16 protein-coding genes are annotated in these 16,844 nt (G+C 73.0%); 7 read left to right on the top strand and 9 right to left on the bottom strand.

Translation table 11 applies throughout. From position 1 onward, the window contains the following. Nucleotides 1-51 precede the first annotated feature (51 nt). Nucleotides 52-948: a glycosyltransferase family A protein gene (locus P3T41_RS29835; protein WP_280693665.1), complete on the top strand. Its 897-nt coding sequence runs from the start codon at nucleotides 52-54 to the stop codon at nucleotides 946-948. On the opposite strand, the gene murJ is transcribed toward P3T41_RS29835, so the two are convergent. After that, nucleotides 894-2,699, bottom strand: coding sequence for a murein biosynthesis integral membrane protein MurJ (gene murJ / locus P3T41_RS29830; RefSeq protein WP_280693664.1), 1,806 nt, complete (start codon nucleotides 2,697-2,699; stop codon nucleotides 894-896). The genes P3T41_RS29835 and murJ overlap by 55 nt on opposite strands. Next, nucleotides 2,696-4,444 carry a UDP-N-acetylmuramoyl-L-alanyl-D-glutamate--2,6-diaminopimelate ligase gene (locus P3T41_RS29825; protein ID WP_280693663.1) on the bottom strand — a complete coding sequence of 583 codons (1,749 nt, stop codon included), beginning with the start codon at nucleotides 4,442-4,444 and terminating at the stop codon, nucleotides 2,696-2,698. The genes murJ and P3T41_RS29825 overlap by 4 nt, the downstream gene beginning before the upstream one ends. Before the next feature lie 206 nt (nucleotides 4,445-4,650). Between P3T41_RS29825 and P3T41_RS29820 the strand changes: the two genes are divergently transcribed. Continuing rightward, nucleotides 4,651-5,160, top strand: a complete 510-nt coding sequence (locus tag P3T41_RS29820; protein WP_280693662.1) for a DinB family protein — start codon at nucleotides 4,651-4,653, stop codon at nucleotides 5,158-5,160. Nucleotides 5,161-5,212: 52 nt separating this feature from the next. Beyond that, nucleotides 5,213-5,842, top strand: a complete 630-nt coding sequence (locus tag P3T41_RS29815) for an alpha-ketoglutarate-dependent dioxygenase AlkB (RefSeq protein WP_280693661.1) — start codon at nucleotides 5,213-5,215, stop codon at nucleotides 5,840-5,842. A gap of 30 nt (nucleotides 5,843-5,872) precedes the next feature. Here P3T41_RS29815 and P3T41_RS29810 read toward each other — a convergent pair whose 3' ends face one another. Next, nucleotides 5,873-6,646 (bottom strand): MBL fold metallo-hydrolase, encoded by a 774-nt coding sequence (locus P3T41_RS29810; protein WP_280693660.1) that lies wholly within the window; start codon nucleotides 6,644-6,646, stop codon nucleotides 5,873-5,875. 144 nt (nucleotides 6,647-6,790) lie between these two features. On the opposite strand from P3T41_RS29810, the gene P3T41_RS29805 reads away from it, so the two are divergent. After that, nucleotides 6,791-7,474 (top strand): YoaK family protein, encoded by a 684-nt coding sequence (locus P3T41_RS29805; protein ID WP_280693659.1) that lies wholly within the window; start codon nucleotides 6,791-6,793, stop codon nucleotides 7,472-7,474. A gap of 224 nt (nucleotides 7,475-7,698) precedes the next feature. Here the strand turns inward: P3T41_RS29805 and P3T41_RS29800 are convergent, their stop codons facing one another. Then, on the bottom strand, nucleotides 7,699-8,349 hold the full coding sequence (locus P3T41_RS29800; protein WP_280693658.1) for a response regulator transcription factor: 651 nt from the start codon (nucleotides 8,347-8,349) through the stop codon (nucleotides 7,699-7,701). Beyond that, nucleotides 8,337-9,581, bottom strand: coding sequence for a histidine kinase (locus P3T41_RS29795; protein WP_280693657.1), 1,245 nt, complete (start codon nucleotides 9,579-9,581; stop codon nucleotides 8,337-8,339). The genes P3T41_RS29800 and P3T41_RS29795 overlap by 13 nt, the downstream gene beginning before the upstream one ends. 242 nt (nucleotides 9,582-9,823) lie before the next feature. Here P3T41_RS29795 and P3T41_RS29790 point away from each other — a divergent pair, with 242 nt between their 5' ends. Next, nucleotides 9,824-11,947 carry an MMPL family transporter gene (locus P3T41_RS29790; protein WP_280693656.1) on the top strand — a complete coding sequence of 708 codons (2,124 nt, stop codon included), beginning with the start codon at nucleotides 9,824-9,826 and terminating at the stop codon, nucleotides 11,945-11,947. Between the two features lie 7 nt (nucleotides 11,948-11,954). Here P3T41_RS29790 and P3T41_RS29785 read toward each other — a convergent pair whose 3' ends face one another. After that, entirely contained in the window at nucleotides 11,955-12,611 is a 657-nt protein-coding gene (locus tag P3T41_RS29785) for a TMEM175 family protein (protein ID WP_280693655.1), read from the bottom strand. 128 nt (nucleotides 12,612-12,739) lie between these two features. Between P3T41_RS29785 and P3T41_RS29780 the strand changes: the two genes are divergently transcribed. Both P3T41_RS29780 and P3T41_RS29775 read left to right on the top strand, forming a co-directional pair. Beyond that, the gene (locus P3T41_RS29780) at nucleotides 12,740-13,381 is read left to right on the top strand and encodes a GPP34 family phosphoprotein (protein WP_280693654.1); all 642 of its coding nucleotides are present in this window, start codon (nucleotides 12,740-12,742) and stop codon (nucleotides 13,379-13,381) included. Between the two features lie 126 nt (nucleotides 13,382-13,507). Beyond that, a complete protein-coding gene (locus P3T41_RS29775; RefSeq protein WP_280693653.1) occupies nucleotides 13,508-14,317 on the top strand; it encodes an alpha/beta fold hydrolase in 810 nt (269 codons plus the stop codon). A gap of 55 nt (nucleotides 14,318-14,372) precedes the next feature. On the opposite strand, the gene hypE is transcribed toward P3T41_RS29775, so the two are convergent. From hypE to P3T41_RS29760, 3 genes are read right to left on the bottom strand one after another with little or no spacing between them, the layout of a single operon-like run. Continuing rightward, nucleotides 14,373-15,392, bottom strand: coding sequence for a hydrogenase expression/formation protein HypE (gene hypE, locus P3T41_RS29770; RefSeq protein WP_280693693.1), 1,020 nt, complete (start codon nucleotides 15,390-15,392; stop codon nucleotides 14,373-14,375). A gap of 40 nt (nucleotides 15,393-15,432) precedes the next feature. After that, nucleotides 15,433-16,554, bottom strand: a complete 1,122-nt coding sequence (gene hypD, locus P3T41_RS29765; protein WP_280693652.1) for a hydrogenase formation protein HypD — start codon at nucleotides 16,552-16,554, stop codon at nucleotides 15,433-15,435. Beyond that, nucleotides 16,551-16,844, bottom strand: a complete 294-nt coding sequence (locus tag P3T41_RS29760) for a HypC/HybG/HupF family hydrogenase formation chaperone (RefSeq protein WP_280693651.1) — start codon at nucleotides 16,842-16,844, stop codon at nucleotides 16,551-16,553. Before P3T41_RS29760 ends, hypD begins: the two co-directional genes overlap by 4 nt.

The following is a 16,844-nucleotide window of genomic DNA, read 5'->3' as shown; positions in this document are numbered from 1 at the left end:
CTCGGGCCACCGGCCGTCCGAGCATGGCCGGGAGACCTCAGGAGGTGCGGAATGCCGGAACAGCCGGCCCCCGTCAGCGTGGTGATCGCCGCGTACAACGCCGAGCACAGCCTGGGCCCCGCGCTCGCCTCGGCGCTGCGTCAAGCCCCGGCGCCCGCCCAGGTGATCGTCGTCGACGACGGCTCAAAAGACGCGACGGCGGCGGTCGCCGCCTCGTTCCCCGACGTGCTGGTGATCCGGCAGGAGAACCAGGGCCCCTCGGCGGCCCGGAACACCGGTATCCAGGCGGCGAATCAGCCCTGGGTGGCGTTCCTGGACGCCGACGACCTCTGGCTGCCGGGCAAGCTGGCCCGCCAACTGGCCGCCGCCCACCGGCACCCGGGGGCGGTGCTGCTGGCCGGCGACTGGGTGCGGAGCGAAGCGGAGTACCAGGTTCCGCAGGGTCCGGAGCTGGAGAGCCTGCTGAGCTACCGCGATGTGCTGGTGCTCAACCGCTTCCAGACCTCCACCGTGCTGGTCCGCACCGAGGTGCTGGCCGACTGCGGCGGCTTCGACCCCTCGCTGGACGGCGCCGAGGACTGGGACCTCTGGCTGCGCTGCGCCAAGCGGGGGATGTCGGTCAAGCTCGACCTGCCGCTGGTGGTCTACCGCGACGAGCCGGCCGGCTACAGCAAGGACCTGCCGCGGCTGTACGGGCGGATGCTCCGGATGCTGGACCGGGAGCGCTCCGGCACCGCGCTGACCGCCGCCGCCTTCGCCCGGGTGCTGACCTGGCATCACCTGCGCTTCGCGCTGGCCTTCCTGCTGGCCGGCAAGCCCGCGCTCTGCCGCGGGGTGCTGCGCGAGGTCCGGCTCACCGGGCTGGTCCGGCACGTGCCCGGCGCGGCGGTCGGCTACCTGTTGCCCTTCCTCGGCGGCCGGGTGGCGCGCCGCCTGCGCCGCGGCTGAGTCGACCGCACCCGGCCGGCCGACGTGCCCGGCCCGGTCGCGGGCAGCGACCCTGGCCCGGGCAACGGCTCGGGCGCGGCCGTCAGCTCGGGCGAGCCCGCCGGGGCGGCGGCCCGCCGCCCCCAGCCCAGGAGCCGGGTCGGCCCCGCGCTCGCCAGGCTCAGGCAGAGCGGCAGCGCGGCGGCCGCAACCGTCAGGCCCGCGAGCAGCGGCAGCATCGCGCCCACGCCGAGCCCGGGCTCCATCGAGCGCACCTTGAGCCAGGCCAGCGCCCCGGCCGGCAGGCTGGTCGCCACCGCCCGGGTCAGCGCCCCCAGCACCGCCGGCTCCGCCGGCACCGCTCCGATCCGCCGCCGCAGCACGGCCGCCGCGGCGAGCGCGGCGGCGGTGTAGGCGACCGAGACGGCGGCGGCCACCCCCTGCACCCCGAACGGGCGGTAGAGGGCGAGCGCCAGCAGCACCATCAGCCCGTTGTTCAGCACGTAGAGCCCGAACGCCGAGCGCAGGTCACGCAACGCCTGGAAGACCCGGACGTAGTAGAGGTACGCCGAGAAGCCCGGCAGCCCCATCGCCAGCACGGCCAGCACCTGCCCGGTCAAGGTTGCGCCGGTCGCGCCGGTCGCGCCGTGGCCCAGCAACAGCCGGACGATCGGGTCCGCCAGCGCGGCCAGCACCGCGGCGATCGGCACCATCAGCAGGACCAGCAGTCGCAGCCCGCCGGCCACCTCGGTGCGCAGCTCCCGGATCCGCCCGGCGGCCCAGTCGGCCGCCCAGGCCGGTTGGCGGGCGCCGGTGATGGAGACCGCGACCACGCCGAACGGCACCTGGAAGAAGGTGTACGCGTAGGTGTAGGCGCTCACCCCGCCGGGGCGGCTGTTGGCGAGCAGCAGGACCGCGAAGAGCGCCGCCTGGTTGGCCGCGACCATCGCGAAGGTCCACCCGGACAGGCCCGCCACCTGCCGCACCGCGGCGTCACGCGGCGCCCAGCGCCAGCGCAGCCGGGCGCCGGAACGGCTCACCCCGGCGGCCAGCACCAGCGCCTGGGCGGCTACCCCGGCGGTGGTGCCGAGGCCGAGCAGCAGGAGCAGCCGCGGCTCGGTGGGAGAGCCGGCGGCCTGCGCGGCGCGGTGCAGCGGTCCGGAGAGCCCGAGCAGCAGGGCGATCAGCGCCAGGTTGTTGGCGATCGGGGCGAAGGTGGCCAGCGCGAAGCGGCGGATGCTGTTGAGGACGGCGGTGACCAGCGCGATGACGCCGTAGAGCAGCACCTGGGGGGCGAACAGGCGCAGCAGCCGGACCGCGGTGGCGTTCTCGACCCCGGCCGTGCCGCGCGGCGCGGCCAGCGTGTAGCCGTGCATCAGCGGTCCGGCGGCGGCCACCACCAGGACGGTGATCACCAGCAGCACGGCCAGACAGACCGTCAGCACGGCGGACACCCCGGCCCAGCCGTCGTCCTGCTGGTCCTGGTCCCCGCTTCGCTCGCCCCCCTTGCCCCGATCGCCCCGATCGCTCTGGAGCTTGGCGACGAAGACCGGGACCAGGGTGGCGGAGAGCACCCCGCCGAGCACCAGGTCGTAGATCATGTTGGGCGTGGTGTTGGCCAGGTTGTAGGCGTCGGCCAGCGGGCTGATGCCGAGCGCGTAGGAGAGCGCGAAGACCCGGCCCAGGCCGGTCAGCCGGGACAGCGCGGTGCCGGCCGCCATCGCCAGTTCCGGGCGGATCCGCCCGGCGAGCGGCACGAGGTGCGACCTCACAGCCGCGGCACCGGGTGTGCGGACGCCTCGTCGGCCGGATCGGTGAACCCGATCCGGGCCTGCTCGGCCATGCCGTGCGTCAGGTCGCAGGACGTCACCCCGAGGCCCGGTCGCCTCGTTCCGGCCCGCGCCCGTGCCCGGGCGTTCACCCGCGCCCTGCTCCGCCCGGCCGCCTCCCGCACCTCGTCGCCGACCCGACCCCCGCCGGTCCAGCCACGGGCGGCCAGGGCGACGCGGGCGTGCTCGCGGTCGTCGAACGGGATGTCCTGGCCCGCCACGTGCTGGGTGGTCTCGTGCCCACGGCCGACCACCAGCACCACGTCACCGGGGTCGGCGGTGGCGACGGCCAGGCTGATCGCGGCGGCCCGGTCGGGCTCCACCACGATCCGACAGCCGTGCCGCTCCAGGCAGCCGGCCAGCATCTGCTCGACGATCGCCCGCGGATCCTCGTCCCCCGGGCTGTCGCTGGTCAGGATCGCGGTGTCGGCGCTCAGCGCGACCTGCCCGGTCTCGGGACGCTTGTAGCGGTCGCGGCCGCCGCGGCAGCCGACCACCAGGTGCACCCGGCCGCCGGGGCCGAGCAGCTCACGGCAGGTGGCCAGCTGGCCCGCCAGCGCGCCGGGGGTGTGCGCGTAGTCGACCACGACCAGGAACGGCTGACCGGCCACCACCTGCTCGGAGCGCCCAGGGATCGCCGCGCAGTTCGCGATCCCGGCCACCGCCGACCGCATGGGCACCCCCATCGCGCGGGCCGCCAGGTAGGCGGCCGCCAGGTTGGTGGTGTTGCAGGCGCCCAGCACCGGAGCCGACAGCTCCACCGGCCCGTCCGCGCAGTCCAGCCGGATCCGGGTGCCGAGCCGGTCGCACCGGACCTCGGTGATCCGGGCCTCGGCCCGCTCGCTGTGCCCGAAGGTGAGCACCGGCACCATGGCCTGGGCGGCCAGTCGGACACCCCACTCGTCGTCGACGCAGATCAGCGCCTGGCGGCAGCGGTCCGGGGCGAACAGCAGCGACTTCGTGTAGTAGTACTGCTCCATCGTGCCGTGGTAGTCCAGGTGCTCGGCCGCCAGGTTGGTGAAGATGCCGACATCGAAGGTGACACCGCCCACCCGGTGCTGGTCCAGGGCGTGCGAGGAGACCTCCATCGCCGCTGCCCGGACCTCCTCGGCGCGCATCCGGGCGAAGACCCGCTGCAGCTCGGGCGCTTCCAGCGTGGTGAGCGCCGAGGCCCAGCGGTGCCGGCCGATCCGGGTCTCCACCGTGCCGAGCTGCCCCGCCTGCCAGCCGGCCGCGACGAACGCGGAGTGCAGCAGGTAGCTGGTGGTGGTCTTGCCGTTGGTGCCGGTCACCCCGGCGATCGACAGGCCGTCGGCGGGCCGCCCGTGCAGCAGGGCGGCCACCGGTCCGATCGCCCAGCGCACATTGGGCACCCGAAGCTGCGGCACGTCCAGGTCCAGGAAGCGCTGCACCAGCAGGGCCCGGGCGCCGGCCCGGACGGCGGCGGCCGCGTACCCGTGGCCGTCCGCCTGGGCACCGGGCATCGCGCAGAACAGCCAGCCAGGCCGGACCTGGCGGCTGTCGTGCGTGCAGTCGACCACGGCGACGTCCTCGCCCCGCAGCTCGGCCCCGGGCCAGGTGGCCGCCAGTTCCGACAGCGGCACCAGCCGGCGCCGGCGGCGCCAGGCGCCCGGCGGTCCCGGCGGCCGCACCGGGCGCGGGCCCAGCGCTCTGCGGTAGCCAGTCATCTCTCGATCGTCTCCATCGCACTCGCACGCGGGGATTCTGATCAAGACGCTAGGCGAGGCACCGGCTACCTGCAGCACGGAGGCGGCTACCTTGCGTAGCGCAGCTGCGAGATGATCAGCTGCTCGGCGGGAAATCGGTACTGAGCGCGCATCACCTGACGGTAGGTTCGACGCCGCATCATCGGCACCGGACCAGGAGCACCACCATGACCAGCGACAACCGGATCGGCCCACCGCACTTCGGCACCGAGCGCGAGATGCTCCGAGCCTTCCTGGACTACCACCGCGACACGCTGGCGATGAAATGCGCGGGGCTGACCGACGAGCAGCTGCGGCAGCAGTCGATGCCGCCCTCGACGCTCTCCCTGCTCGGGCTGGTCCGGCACCTGGCGGAGGTCGAACGCGCCTGGTTCCGCCGGGTGTTCGAGGACCGGGACGCGCCGATGGTCTGGTCCGACCGGATCGACTTCCAGGCGGCGTACGACGCGAGCAGCTCGACCAGGGCCGAGGCGTTCGGCGCCTGGGAGGCCGAGGTGGCGAACTCGCGCCGGATCGAGCGGGCCGCCGACTCCCTGGACCTGGCCGGCTACCAGCCGCGCTGGGAGGAGCAGGTGTCGCTGCGGATGGTGATGACGCACGTCCTGCTGGAGTACGGCCGCCACAACGGGCACGCCGACCTGCTGCGCGAGGGCATCGACGGGACGGTCGGCGCGTAGGCCCTCGCGAGCCGTTCGCATATCTGTTCGATTTACGCGTTACCCTGGTCGCATGTCCTTCCACTTGCAGAGCACCCTCTTCGGCAGCGCCGACGAGATCGGCCTGCGCCCGCTGGACGGCACCGCCCGCACCGAGCTCGGCCTGGGCGCCTGGATCGACCTGCTGCCCGGCTGGCTCACCGGGGCCGACGCCTTGTTCGAACGGCTGGTCGCCGAGGTGCCCTGGCGGGCCGAACGGCGCCCGATGTACGAGCGGGTGGTCGACGTCCCCCGACTGCTGGCCCACTACGGCCAGGACGACGTGCTGCCGCACCCCGTCCTGGCCCGCGCCCGCGAAGCGCTCGGCGCGCACTACGCGAACGAACTCGGCGAGCCCTTCAGCACCGCCGGCCTCTGCTACTACCGCGACGGGCGGGACAGCGTCGCCTGGCACGGCGACCGGGGCGGCCGGGCGAGCACCCGGGACACCATGATCGCGATCCTCTCGGTCGGCGAGCCGCGCAGCCTGCTGCTGCGCCCGGCGGGCGGTGCCGGGCCCACCGCCCGGCACGCGCTGGGGCACGGCGACCTGCTCGTGATGGGCGGCTCCTGCCAGCGGACCTTCGAGCACGCCGTGCCGAAGACCACCCGCCCCACCGGACCCCGGATCAGCGTCCAGTTCCGGCCGCACCGGGTCTGGTGAGGCGCCGGGAGCCGTCAGTTGACCACCGGTTCACAACCGGACCGTCTCCCCCGGCTTCGGCAGCCGCAGCCGGTCGGCGAGCCCGCCGGCGGCGAAAGCCGCCGTCAGGGTGGCGCCGTCCTCGGTGAAGTGGCCCCAGTGCTCGAAATGCAGCGGCACCACCTGACGGGCGTCCAGGATGGCGGCGGCCTCGGCGGCCTGCGCGCTGGTCAGGGTCAACGGAGCGTCAGGAACCAGCGGCGTGCGAGCCGCCCCGGCGAAGAGCACCGCCACCTCCACCGGACCGAAGCGCTCGGCGACCGCCCGCACCAGGTCCAGCGAGGCGTTGTCACCACTGAGGTAGACGCTGGGCAGCCCGGCACCGGTCAGCACGAAGCCGGTGACCTCGCCCACCAGCGGCTCGGAGCCGGCCGGCCCGTGCAGTGCCGGCACGGCGGTGATCCGCAGCAACCCGCCGTCCGGGCGCGGCAGTTCGAGGTGCTCCCAGGTGGACAGCGCGCGCACCACGGCGCCCAGGCGCTGGTGCGCGGCGGCGGTGGAGAGCACCAGCGGCGCCGTCTCGAGGTAGCCGCGCCCGGCGGCGTCCAGGTTGTCCGGGTGCTGGTCGTGCGAGAGCAGCACGGCGTCCACCGGGCCCAGTTCGGAGAGTGGCACCGCCGGCCCGGCGGTCTTGACCAGGGTTCGCGAACCGATCGGGTACTCGCCGGGCCCGTCGAAGGTCGGGTCGGTGAGCAGTCGCAGCCCGCCGATCTCGATGAGCGCGGTGGGTCCGCCGATGTAACGGATCGTCAGCCTGTCGGCCATGGTGGTTCCTCCCGTTGCCGGACTTGATCATCCTGCCTGGTCCAAGCCGGTCGCACCGCGCGATATTCCGCCTGACCCCGCCGTGACCACGCCCCGCCGCCGTCCCTGCTGTCGCCGGGGTCGCGCGATTCCTATGGTGGTGCGATGCGAACCATCCTGCTCCGCGCCGCCGACCGCCTCTTCCCCGCCCACCAGGGCAAGTACGGCGCCCTGCCGCCACTGCTGCTGGCGCTGACCTTCGTCACCGGAGTGGTCGACGCCGTCAGCTATCTCGGTCTGCGGCACGTCTTCGTCGCCAACATGACCGGGAACGTGGTCTTCGTCGGCTTCTCGCTGGCCGGGGCGGCGAACCTGTCGCTCTGGGCCTCGACGCTCGCCATCGCGGCCTTCGTGGCCGGGGCCTGGTCGGCGGGCCGGGTCGCCCGCCGGATCGCCGAGGGCGAGCGGCTGCTGCGGGTGATCGTCACCGTCCAGACCGTGCTGGTGGCAGGCGCCGTGGTGGTGGCGGGCACCGCCGGGCACCAGGCGGCCGGCGCGCAAGCCGGGCTGATCATCCTGCTGGGCTGCGGGATGGGCCTGCAGAACGCGGCGGTCCGCAAGCTCGCACTGCCCGACCTGACCACCACCGTGCTCACGCTCACCGTCACCGGCCTGGTCGCGGACGCGGCGGGGCCCGCGACCGTGCGGCGGTTGCTGTCGATCGCGGCGATGCTCGGCGGCGCGGCCTGCGGCGCGGCCCTGCTCCTGCACGTCAGCGCGGGGGCGGCGCTGGGGCTGGCGCTGGCGGTGCTGGTCGCGGTCCGCGTCGCGCTAGGGGGTGTCTCATAATTCGCGGCGCCCGGCGGGAGTTTGAAGACGCACCCCAGGGCCTCGGGCACTCAGCAGCAGGCCGTCCTCGGCTTCGCTCACTTGGGGGTTCTCTCCTTGATCGTGGGCAACCGCTGTTCGATTGGGTGGAGTTCACCGAATCGGCCACCCCGGACAGCCCCGACATGAGTCGCGCATGCCAAGGAAGCGCCGGGCTGTCCGCCCGTGCCGACGCCAGAGGCCGGTCAGGCCTGGGACGCTCCGAAGAAGCGCAGAACGGCGAGCACGCGGCGGTGGTCCGTGTCGATCACCGGCAGGTCGAGCTTGGCGAAGATGTTGTTGATGTGCTTGGCCACCGCGCTCTCGCTGACCGTCAGCGCCTCGGCGATGCCGGCGTTGGAGCGCCCCTCGGCCATGAGGCCCAGTACGTCCCGTTCACGAGGGGTCAGCCGGTCCAGCGGGTCGCTGTCCCGTCGCAGCAGCAGCTGGGCGACGACCTGCGGATCCAGCGCCGTGCCCCCGTCCGCGACCCGCTGCACCGCCTCCACGAACTCCCCCACATCGGCGACGCGTTGCTTGAGCAGGTAGCCCACGCCGCTGGTGTTGGTCGCCAGCAGGTCGGCCGCGTACCGCTCCTCCACGTACTGCGAGAGCAGCACCACCGCCGTCCGCGGCCACCGCCGACGGATCACCATCGCGGCGCGCACCCCCTCGTCGGTGAAGCCGGGCGGCATCCGGACGTCCACCAGGGCGAGTTCGGGCCGGTGCTCCTCCACTGCCGCCAACAGCGCTTCCCCGTCGCCGACTTCCGCGGCGATCTGGAAACCACCCATCTCCAGCACCTTGACCAGACCGATCCGCAACAGCACCGAGTCCTCGGCGATCACCGCTCGCACGGCAACTCCGCCGCGATGGTCGTCGGTCCCCCGACGGGGCTGCTGACGCGGAAGGTCCCGTCGACGGAGCCGACCCGCTTGGCCAGCCCACTCAGCCCCGTACCGGCGGAGACGTCGGCACCACCCAGTCCGTCGTCGGTGACATTCAGCCGCAACACCTTCCCGACCCGCCTGACGGTCACCTCGGCACGTGTCGCGCGAGCGTGCTTGGTCACGTTGGCCAGCGCCTCGGAGATCACGAAGTACGCGACCGACTCCACAGCGGGCACCGCCCGCTCCTCAAGATCGACCCGCAGGCGCACCGGCAATGGTGCCCGGGCGGCCAACCCGGACAACGCCGCGTCCAGCCCTCGGTCTTCGAGAACGGCTGGGTGCAACCCGCGTACCAGATCGTTGAGTTCGGCGATCGCCTCCTTCGCCTCGAGGTGCGCCTCCGCGATCACCTCGCGGGCCTCACCCGGCAGGTCAGGGCGCGTGGCCATGGCCAGGCCCAGGTTGACCGCGAGGGAGACCAGCCGCTGCTGGGTGCCGTCGTGCAGGTCACGCTCGATCCGGCGGCGCTCGGCGTCGACTGCCTCGATCAGGTCGGTGCGACTCCCGGCCAGGTACTCGACCCGCTCCTGGAGCCGCTGGGCCCGGCTGGGCCCGAGCAGCGCCGACGCGAATCGCGACTCCGTCCGGGCCACCGCCCCTGCCATCCAGGGCACGGCACACAGGAGGGCGATGCCGGCCACCGTGTAGCACGGCACCTGCGTCGCGTAACCGAACCAGTCCTGGCGGACCCCCACCGGCAGCGCCCACACCCAGCCGAAGGTGATGGCGCCCACCAGGCCCGCGGCCGCCACCGCGAGCACCGACAGCTCCAACGCGGCCACCAGCGGGCCCAGGAGAAGGTGGTATCCGAGCTGGCGCCAGCTACGCGTCAAGGAAAGCCGTCGGGCGACTGCCGCCCACGACCACCGCTCCGGCGTGGGCGTCGGCCGAGGGATGTCCACTCCGAGGAGTGCCCGGTGGCGGTACCGCTGAACGGCCGTCAGCACCGGGACACCGAGCAGGATCAGGGCGACCGGCGCGATGAGCACCAAAGCCCAGTTCCCCGTCTCGGCGGCGGCCGTCGCGCCCCAGGACCACACGGGCACCAGGGCCAGGTGCGGCGGGACACCGGCGGCCAGGAAGCCGGTGTCCCGCCGCACCCGAAGCGCCGAGCGCCTCAGCACGGGTGGAATCATCATGATCCGACACTAGGACACCTCGACGGGGGTCTGCCATGAGCCTGGCACCCGACTCCATGGTGGCACCAGTGCCACCATTGCTGATTCTGTAGTCGGACAAGAGAGGCGCTGGCGCCTGACGGTGACTCAGGCCGCGCCCTGAGCCGATCGGGTGGGTCTCGGCGCGGGCTCGGCCGGCTGCGAGGTCGGCGCGGCTTACCGTACCCCCGGTTGCTGTCCGTGCCTAAAAAGGGTGGTCCGGTATGACAACGGCTTTCGCCTACCAGGGCAGCCTCGCCCGGCTGGGCCGCTTCTGCTACCGCAGGCGCCGGTTCGTCCTGCTGCTCTGGGTGGTCGGCACCGCGCTGCTGCTCTTCGTCGGATTCGCCTTCGCGGCACCCGCCGACAACGACTTCACCGGCGGCAAGTCGCAGTCCGCGCAGGCGCAGAACCTGATCAAGCAGCACTTCCCCGAGCGCAAGGGCAGTTCGCTGACCCTGGCGATCCAGGCGCAGGCCGGCGTCGAGTCACCGGCGGTGCGCGACCGGGTCGACGCGCTCACCGCGCGGCTGGGCAGTTCCGCGCACATCTCGTCCGTCCAGTCGCCGTACACCACGCCCGGCCAGATCTCCGCCGACGGCCGGACCGCCTTCGCCACCCTGCAGTCCCCCAGCAACCCGCTGCCGACCTCCGAGGTCAAGCATCTGATCTCGCAGGTCAAGGCGGCGAGCGGGGACGGCGTGGTGTTCGCGCTGGCCGGCGCGGACGTGGTGACGGCCGAGACGCCGTACGGCGGTGCCTCGGACGCCATCGGGGCGCTGGCGGCGATGCTGGTGATCCTGATCGCCTTCGGCTCGCTGCTCGCGACCGGCCTGACCATGCTCGGCGCGCTGTTCGGCATCGGCAGCGGGCTGGCCCTGATCTTCCTGCTCGGATACGTCTTCCCGGCGCCGTCGTTCAGTCCGATCATCGCCACCCTGCTCGGGCTCGGCGTCGGGATCGACTACGCCCTGTTCATCGTCACCCGCTACCGCGAGGGCCTGGCGCAGGGTCTGGATCCCGAGGACGCGGTGGTGGTCGCGATCGCCCGGGCCGGGCGCTCGGTGCTGTTCGCGGGCGCCACGGTGGTGATCGCGATGCTCGGGCTCTTCGTGGTCCAGCAGCGGCTGCTGAACGCCACGGCGGTGGCGGCCTCGGTGACCGTGCTGATGACGATGATCGCCGCGATCACCCTGCTGCCGGCGATGCTGGGCTACACCGGGCGCAACATCGACCGCTTCAAGCTCCCCTACCTCGGCCGCACCGGCTCGCGCAGCCCGATGGCCGAGCGCTGGGCCCGGGTGATCCAACGCCGGCCGGTCATTGGGCTGGTGGCGGGCGCGACCCTGATGATCGTGCTGACCATCCCCGCCTTCTCGATGCGGCTGAGCTTCGAGGACAACAGCACCGAACCGCACGACACCACCGGCTACACCGCCTTCCGGATCCTCAGCGAGGGGTTCGGGCCCGGGTTCGACGCGCCGTTCGTCATCGTCGCCTCGCTGCCGCCGGGTGGCGCCGACCTCGCGCCGCTGGTGAGCGCGGTCCAGCACACCCCCGGCGTCGCTGCGGTCACCCCGCCGCAGATCAGCCAGGACGGCCAGGCCGCGCTCTTCATCGCCTACCCGACCACCGCCCACCAGGACGCCGCGACACCGAAGTTGCTCACCCGGCTGCGCGGCCAGGTGGTCCCCGGCGCCGTTCAGGGTACCGGCCTGGTGGTGCACATCGGCGGCCCGACCGCGGGTGACACCGATTTCGCCGCCGAGGTCACCGCCCGGCTGCCGCTGCTGATCGGGTCGGTGATCGCGGTGGCGCTGGTGCTGCTGCTGTTCCTGGTGCGCTCGGTGGCGATCGCGCTGAAGGCGGCGGTGATGACGCTGCTCTCGGTGGGCGCGGCGTTCGGCGTGCTGACGGTGATCGTGCAGTGGGGCTGGCTGAACGGCCCGCTCGGCTTCCCGACCACCGCGCCGATCACGGCCTGGGTGCCGCTCTTCATCTTCCCGATCCTGTTCGGCCTCTCGACCGACTACGAGGTCTTCCTGGTCTCCCGGATCCGCGAGGAGTACGACGCGGGCGCCGACACCTCGGAGGCGGTCGCCCTGGGCCTGGGCCGCACCGCGCGGGTGATCACCGCGGCGGCGGCGATCATGGTGACGGTCTTCCTCTCGGTGCTGGCCACCCCCGACATCGCGGTGAAGGAGTTCGGCCTCGGGCTGGCGGTGGCGGTCTTCCTGGACGCGACGGTGGTCCGGATGGTCCTGGTGCCGGCCATCATGGAACTGCTCGGCAACCTGAACTGGTGGCTGCCGGCACCGCTCGCCCGCCTGCTGCCGCAGCCCGCCTGACGCACCGTCACTCGTCGTCGATCTCGGATCCCACGTCAACCGTCGGAATCGGCGTCTGGTTGAACGCGTAGTAGACCGCCAGCAAGCCGTGGACGGCCAGCGCGAGCGGCGCCGAGACGAAGGCGAGGGCCACGGTGATCGGATAGACCACCAGGCCCAGGCTGAAACGGCCGCGGGTCGCCCGGGCGGCCCGCAGGTCGACCCGCTCGTCGAAGCAGTGGCCGATCCTGGTGACGTAGAACCAGAAGAGCGCGAAGGTGAGCGCGTGGGCCACCATGGTCACGCCGTAGACGGCCGCGGCCACGTGCGCGGCGCCCGGGTGGTGCAGGTTCTGCGCGAGCAGCGCGGTGGGGAACGGGAGCGCGGCGACCACCAGCAGGAGCAGCAGGTTGAGGAAGACCAGGGTGCGGTCGACCCGGGCGATGTAGCTGAAGACGGTGTGGTGGTTGACCCACATCACCCCGATCACCAGGAAGCTGACCAGATAGGCGCAGTACGACGGCCATTCGCCGGCCAGCGCGTGCCACAACTCCCGCCCGGTGTCGGCCTCGGGCACCTTGATGTTCAGCACGAGCAGGGTGATCGCGATCGCGAAGACCCCGTCGCTGAAGGCCTCCACGCGGGCCGAGTCGGTGGTGCGGGTCATCGTCTGGTCGTTGCTCACGCGGCGAGGATTCCAGCCCGTGTGACTCCCGGGCAACCTGGGGCCGGCCGGTCCTCGCGGCACTCGACCGGACCGAACTGGGCATGAATCCCGTGCACGGCACTCCTGCTGACGGATCGGAGCACCCGATGGACCTGCCCGACACCCTCCCCGCCCGGCTCTACCTGCTGGCCTTCCGGCCCGGGACCAGGCAGTTCTCCTACCACCGGCACCTGGGTCTGATCATGCGCGCGGCGGCGCTCACCGAGTTGCTGCAGCGCGGCCTGCTGATCGACGACCGCGGCCGCCCGCGGCTCGGCCGGCCCGCCCCGGCCGGGCTCGACCCGGTGCTCGCCGCCGTCCTGGCCGAGATCGCCGAGCAGCGGCCGCGCCGGGTCCTGCGTCCGCGCTCGTGGCGGCGCTGGATCGCCGCGAACCCCGGCCTCACCGAACGCGCGGTGCGGGACCGGCTGCGGGACGACGGGCTGGTGATCGTCAGCGACCACCGGGCGCGCGGGCTGTTCCCCAACCGGACCCGGATCCGCTGCGATCCGGCCGCGCACCGGCAGTTGGTGGCCGTGGTCGAGGCCACGCTGAGCGGACCGGTCGAAGCGGTCGAGCCCTGGCAGGCCGCCCTGGTCGCGCTGGCCGCCGCGGCCGAACTGGGCGCGGTGCTGGACGGCCGCACCCGGTGGGCCAACCGCCACCGGATCCGCGAGCTGAAGGCGCTCACCGGCCCCACCCCGGACGCCCTGCACCGGGCGATCGTGGCCAAACGGTCGGCCTACTGAGCCGGGCTCAGGCGGCCCGTCACGGCTGAGCGAGGGACCCGCCAGGGCGAGTGATGATCGTCAGACTATTGACGCGGATTCTCACAAGTCCATGACTCGCGGGTAACTTCCGCTTATCCTCTCGCCATGGACCTCGTACACGAGCGGCGGGGCGACGGCCCGCCCCTGCTTCTGCTGCACGGCATCGGACACCGCTGGCAGGGCTGGAAGCCCGTGCTCGACCTGCTCGCCGCCGAGCGCGAAGTGATCGCCGTCGACCTGCCCGGCTTCGGCGCCTCACCGAGCCTGCCACCCGGCCTGCCCTACACCGTCGACTCCGCGCTCACCGTGCTCGCCGACTTCCTCGCCACGCACGGCATCGAACGCCCGCACGTGGCGGGCAACTCGCTCGGCGGACTCTTCGCGCTGCGCGCCGCCCAGCGCGGCCTGGTCTCCTCGGCCACCGCGCTCTCGCCGGCCGGCTTCTACCGCCTGCCGGGCTTCCTCTACGCCGCCGGCCTGCTCAGCCTGCACCGTGCGGCCGCCCGCGCCCCGGAGTCGCTCCGGGCCACGCTGGCCCGCTCCCCGCAGGCCCGCAAGCTCATGTTCGGCGTGATCTACGGACACCCCGAGCGCCTGGACCCGGGCGAGCTCACGCTCGACACCCGCGCCCTGCTCGACGCCCCCGGCTTCCGCCAGACGCTGCGGGCCGGGCGCGCCGAGCAGGCACGCCACTTCCCGACCGCGATCCCCGCCGACGTCCCGCTCACCATCGCCTGGGGCACCCGCGACCGCCTGCTGCTGCACGCCCAGGGCCGCCGCGCCCGCCAACTCCTCCCAGGCGCCCGCTTCATCCCGCTGCCCGACTGCGGCCACGTCCCGATGGGCGACAACCCCGCCCTGGTGGCCCGGGTCCTCCTGGAGGGCAGCAGCTCACCGCTGCTCAGCCCGGTCTGACGGAGCCTCACAGAGCGGTATCGGCCCGCCCCGGGCGGGCCGATACCGGCGCGGCTCAGCAGATCCTGGGCAGTTGCTCCCCCAGCGGCAGGTCGACCACCCGGGTGCCGCCCAGCGCGGTCCGGGCCACCACCATCCCGGGGTGCTCGGCCACGCACTCGCCGATCACCGCCGCCCCCGCGCCCAGCGGGTGGGCCCGCATCGCGGCCAGCACGGCCTCGGCGTGCTCGCGCGGCACGAAGGCCACCAGCTTGCCCTCGTTGGCCACGTACATCGGATCGAGGCCGAGGATCGCACAGGCGTTGGCCACCTCGGGCGGCACCGGCACCGCCCGCTCCCGCACCGCGACCCCGACCCCGGCGGCCACCGCGATCTCGTTCAGCGCGGCGGCCAGACCGCCCCGGGTGGGGTCGCGCAGCACGTGCAGGTCGGGCGTGACGGCCAGCATCGCGTCCACCAGCCCGCCGAGCGCCGCACAGTCGCTGACCACCTCGACGCCGAACTCCAGGCCCTCCCGCACGCTCATGATCGCCACGCCGTGCACGCCGATCGCACCGCTGACGATCACCACGTCGCCGGGCACGGCCCGCTGCGGACGGATGTCGACACCTGCCGGGATCAGGCCGATGCCCGCGGTGTTGAGGTAGATGCCGTCCCCGTGGCCGGCCTCCACCACCTTGGTGTCGCCGGTCACCACCTCCACCCCGGCCGCCTCGGCGGCCGCACCCATGGCCTGGGCGACCCGCCCGACCACGGACATCTCGACCCCCTCCTCCAGAATGAAGCCGCAGGAGAGGTAGGCGGCCCGGGCCCCGCTCATCGCCAGGTCGTTGACCGTCCCGTTGACCGCCAGGTCGCCGATGCAACCGCCCGGGAAGAAGAGCGGCCGCACCACGAAGGAGTCGGTGGAGAAGGCGAGTCGGGCACCGCCCAGGGTGAGCACCGCCGAGTCGCCGAGCGCGGCGAGGGTGCTGCCGCCGAAGGCCGGGGCGAAGATGTTCGTCACCAGCTCGGCCGACATCACGCCACCCCCGCCGTGGCCCATCACCACCCGGGGATGGTCGCGCAGCGGCATCGGGCAGGCCCAGCCGGAGAAGTCGGGCGCGGTCAGGGTCTCAGCCAACGGGGGCCACCTCCAGGGAGACCGGCGTACCGAGCCGCCGGTACAGGTAGTAGGCGGCGCAGGCGCCCTCGGTGGAGACCATGGTGGCGCCCAGCGGGTTGCGCGGGGTGCAGGTGGTGCCGAAGGCCTCGCACTCGTGGGGCTTGATCAGGCCCTGCAACACCTCGCCGCTGCGGCAGAGTTCGGACTCCCGGGTGGTGATGCCGCTGACGTCGAAGCGGTGCTCGGCGTCGTGCTCGCGGTAGCGCTCGGCCAGCCGCCACCCGCTCTGCGGGATCACCCCGATGCCGCGCCAGGCCCGGTCGGTGACCTCGAAGACGTCCTCCAGCATGGCCCGGGCGGCCGGGTTGCCCTCCGGCCGCACCGCACGTTCGTAGGCGTTCTCGACGGTGTGCTCGCCGCGCTCCAACTGCCGTACGGTGCGCCGGATTCCCTCGAGAATGTCGAGCGGCTCGAAGCCGGTCACCACGATCGGCACCCGGTGCCGAGCGGCCAGTTCCGGATACTCCTCGGTGCCCATCACGCTGCACACGTGCCCGGCGGCCAGGAATCCCTGGACCCGGCAGTCGGGCGAGTTCATGATCGCGTCGATCGCGGGCGGCACCCGCACGTGCGAGACCAGCAGGCTGAAGTTGTCGATCCGGTGCTTGCGTGCCTGATACACCGTCATCGCGTTGGGCGGGGCGGTGGTCTCGAAGCCGATGCCGAAGAAGACCACCTCGCGGTGCGGGTTCTCCCGGGCGATCTTCAGCGCGTCCAGCGGAGAGTAGACCACCCGGACGTCGCCGCCCTCACCGCGCACCCGGAACAGGTCGCGGTCGGTGCCCGGCACCCGCAGCATGTCACCGAAGGAGCAGAAGATCACCCCCGGTCGGCTCGCGATCTCCAGCGCCTTGTCGATCACCTCCAGCGGCGTCACGCACACCGGGCAGCCCGGGCCGTGGATCAACTCGACACCCTCCGGCAGGAGTTGGTCGATGCCATGGCGGATGATGGTGTGCGTCTGGCCGCCGCAGACCTCCATCAGCGCCCACGGCCTGGTCACCGCCGCCTTGATGTCCTCCAGCAGGCCGCGAGCCAGTTCCGGATTCTGGAACTCCTCCAGGTACTTCACCGCTGCAACTCCTCACCGGCGCCGCTCGCCGCGGCCGCCTCCCACGGGTCACCGAACTCCTCCATCAGCAGGCCGAGTTCGGCGAACAGATCGAGGGTGCGGCGGGCCGACTCCTCGTCCAGGCGCTGCAGCGCGAACCCGACGTGCACGATGGCGTACTCGCCGACCGCGAGGTCGGGCAGGTACTCCAGGCACACGTCCTTGACCACGCCGCCGAAATCCATCACGGCCATCCGGGCGCCGTCGCGCTCCTCGATCTCCACCACTCTGCCGGGCACCGCCAAGCACAT

This window comes from Kitasatospora sp. GAS204B, from assembly GCF_029892155.1.
Taxonomy (GTDB): Bacteria; Actinomycetota; Actinomycetes; order Streptomycetales; family Streptomycetaceae; genus Kitasatospora.
This window is presented reverse-complemented; position numbering and strand designations above follow the sequence as displayed.

Bases quoted from the DNA above. Each gene is read 5' to 3' on its own strand.
- P3T41_RS29835 (WP_280693665.1), top strand. From the start codon at position 52: ATGCCGGAACAGCCGGCCCCCGTCAGCGTGGTGATCGCCGCGTACAAC.
- P3T41_RS29825 (WP_280693663.1), bottom strand. From the start codon at position 4,444: ATGACTGGCTACCGCAGAGCGCTGGGCCCGCGCCCGGTGCGGCCGCCG.
- P3T41_RS29820 (WP_280693662.1), top strand. From the start codon at position 4,651: ATGACCAGCGACAACCGGATCGGCCCACCGCACTTCGGCACCGAGCGC.
- P3T41_RS29815 (WP_280693661.1), top strand. From the start codon at position 5,213: ATGTCCTTCCACTTGCAGAGCACCCTCTTCGGCAGCGCCGACGAGATC.
- P3T41_RS29810 (WP_280693660.1), bottom strand. From the start codon at position 6,646: ATGGCCGACAGGCTGACGATCCGTTACATCGGCGGACCCACCGCGCTC.
- P3T41_RS29805 (WP_280693659.1), top strand. From the start codon at position 6,791: ATGCGAACCATCCTGCTCCGCGCCGCCGACCGCCTCTTCCCCGCCCAC.
- P3T41_RS29795 (WP_280693657.1), bottom strand. From the start codon at position 9,581: ATGATGATTCCACCCGTGCTGAGGCGCTCGGCGCTTCGGGTGCGGCGG.
- P3T41_RS29790 (WP_280693656.1), top strand. From the start codon at position 9,824: ATGACAACGGCTTTCGCCTACCAGGGCAGCCTCGCCCGGCTGGGCCGC.
- P3T41_RS29780 (WP_280693654.1), top strand. From the start codon at position 12,740: ATGGACCTGCCCGACACCCTCCCCGCCCGGCTCTACCTGCTGGCCTTC.
- P3T41_RS29775 (WP_280693653.1), top strand. From the start codon at position 13,508: ATGGACCTCGTACACGAGCGGCGGGGCGACGGCCCGCCCCTGCTTCTG.
- hypE (WP_280693693.1), bottom strand. From the start codon at position 15,392: ATGCCGCTGCGCGACCATCCCCGGGTGGTGATGGGCCACGGCGGGGGT.
- P3T41_RS29760 (WP_280693651.1), bottom strand. From the start codon at position 16,844: ATGTGCTTGGCGGTGCCCGGCAGAGTGGTGGAGATCGAGGAGCGCGAC.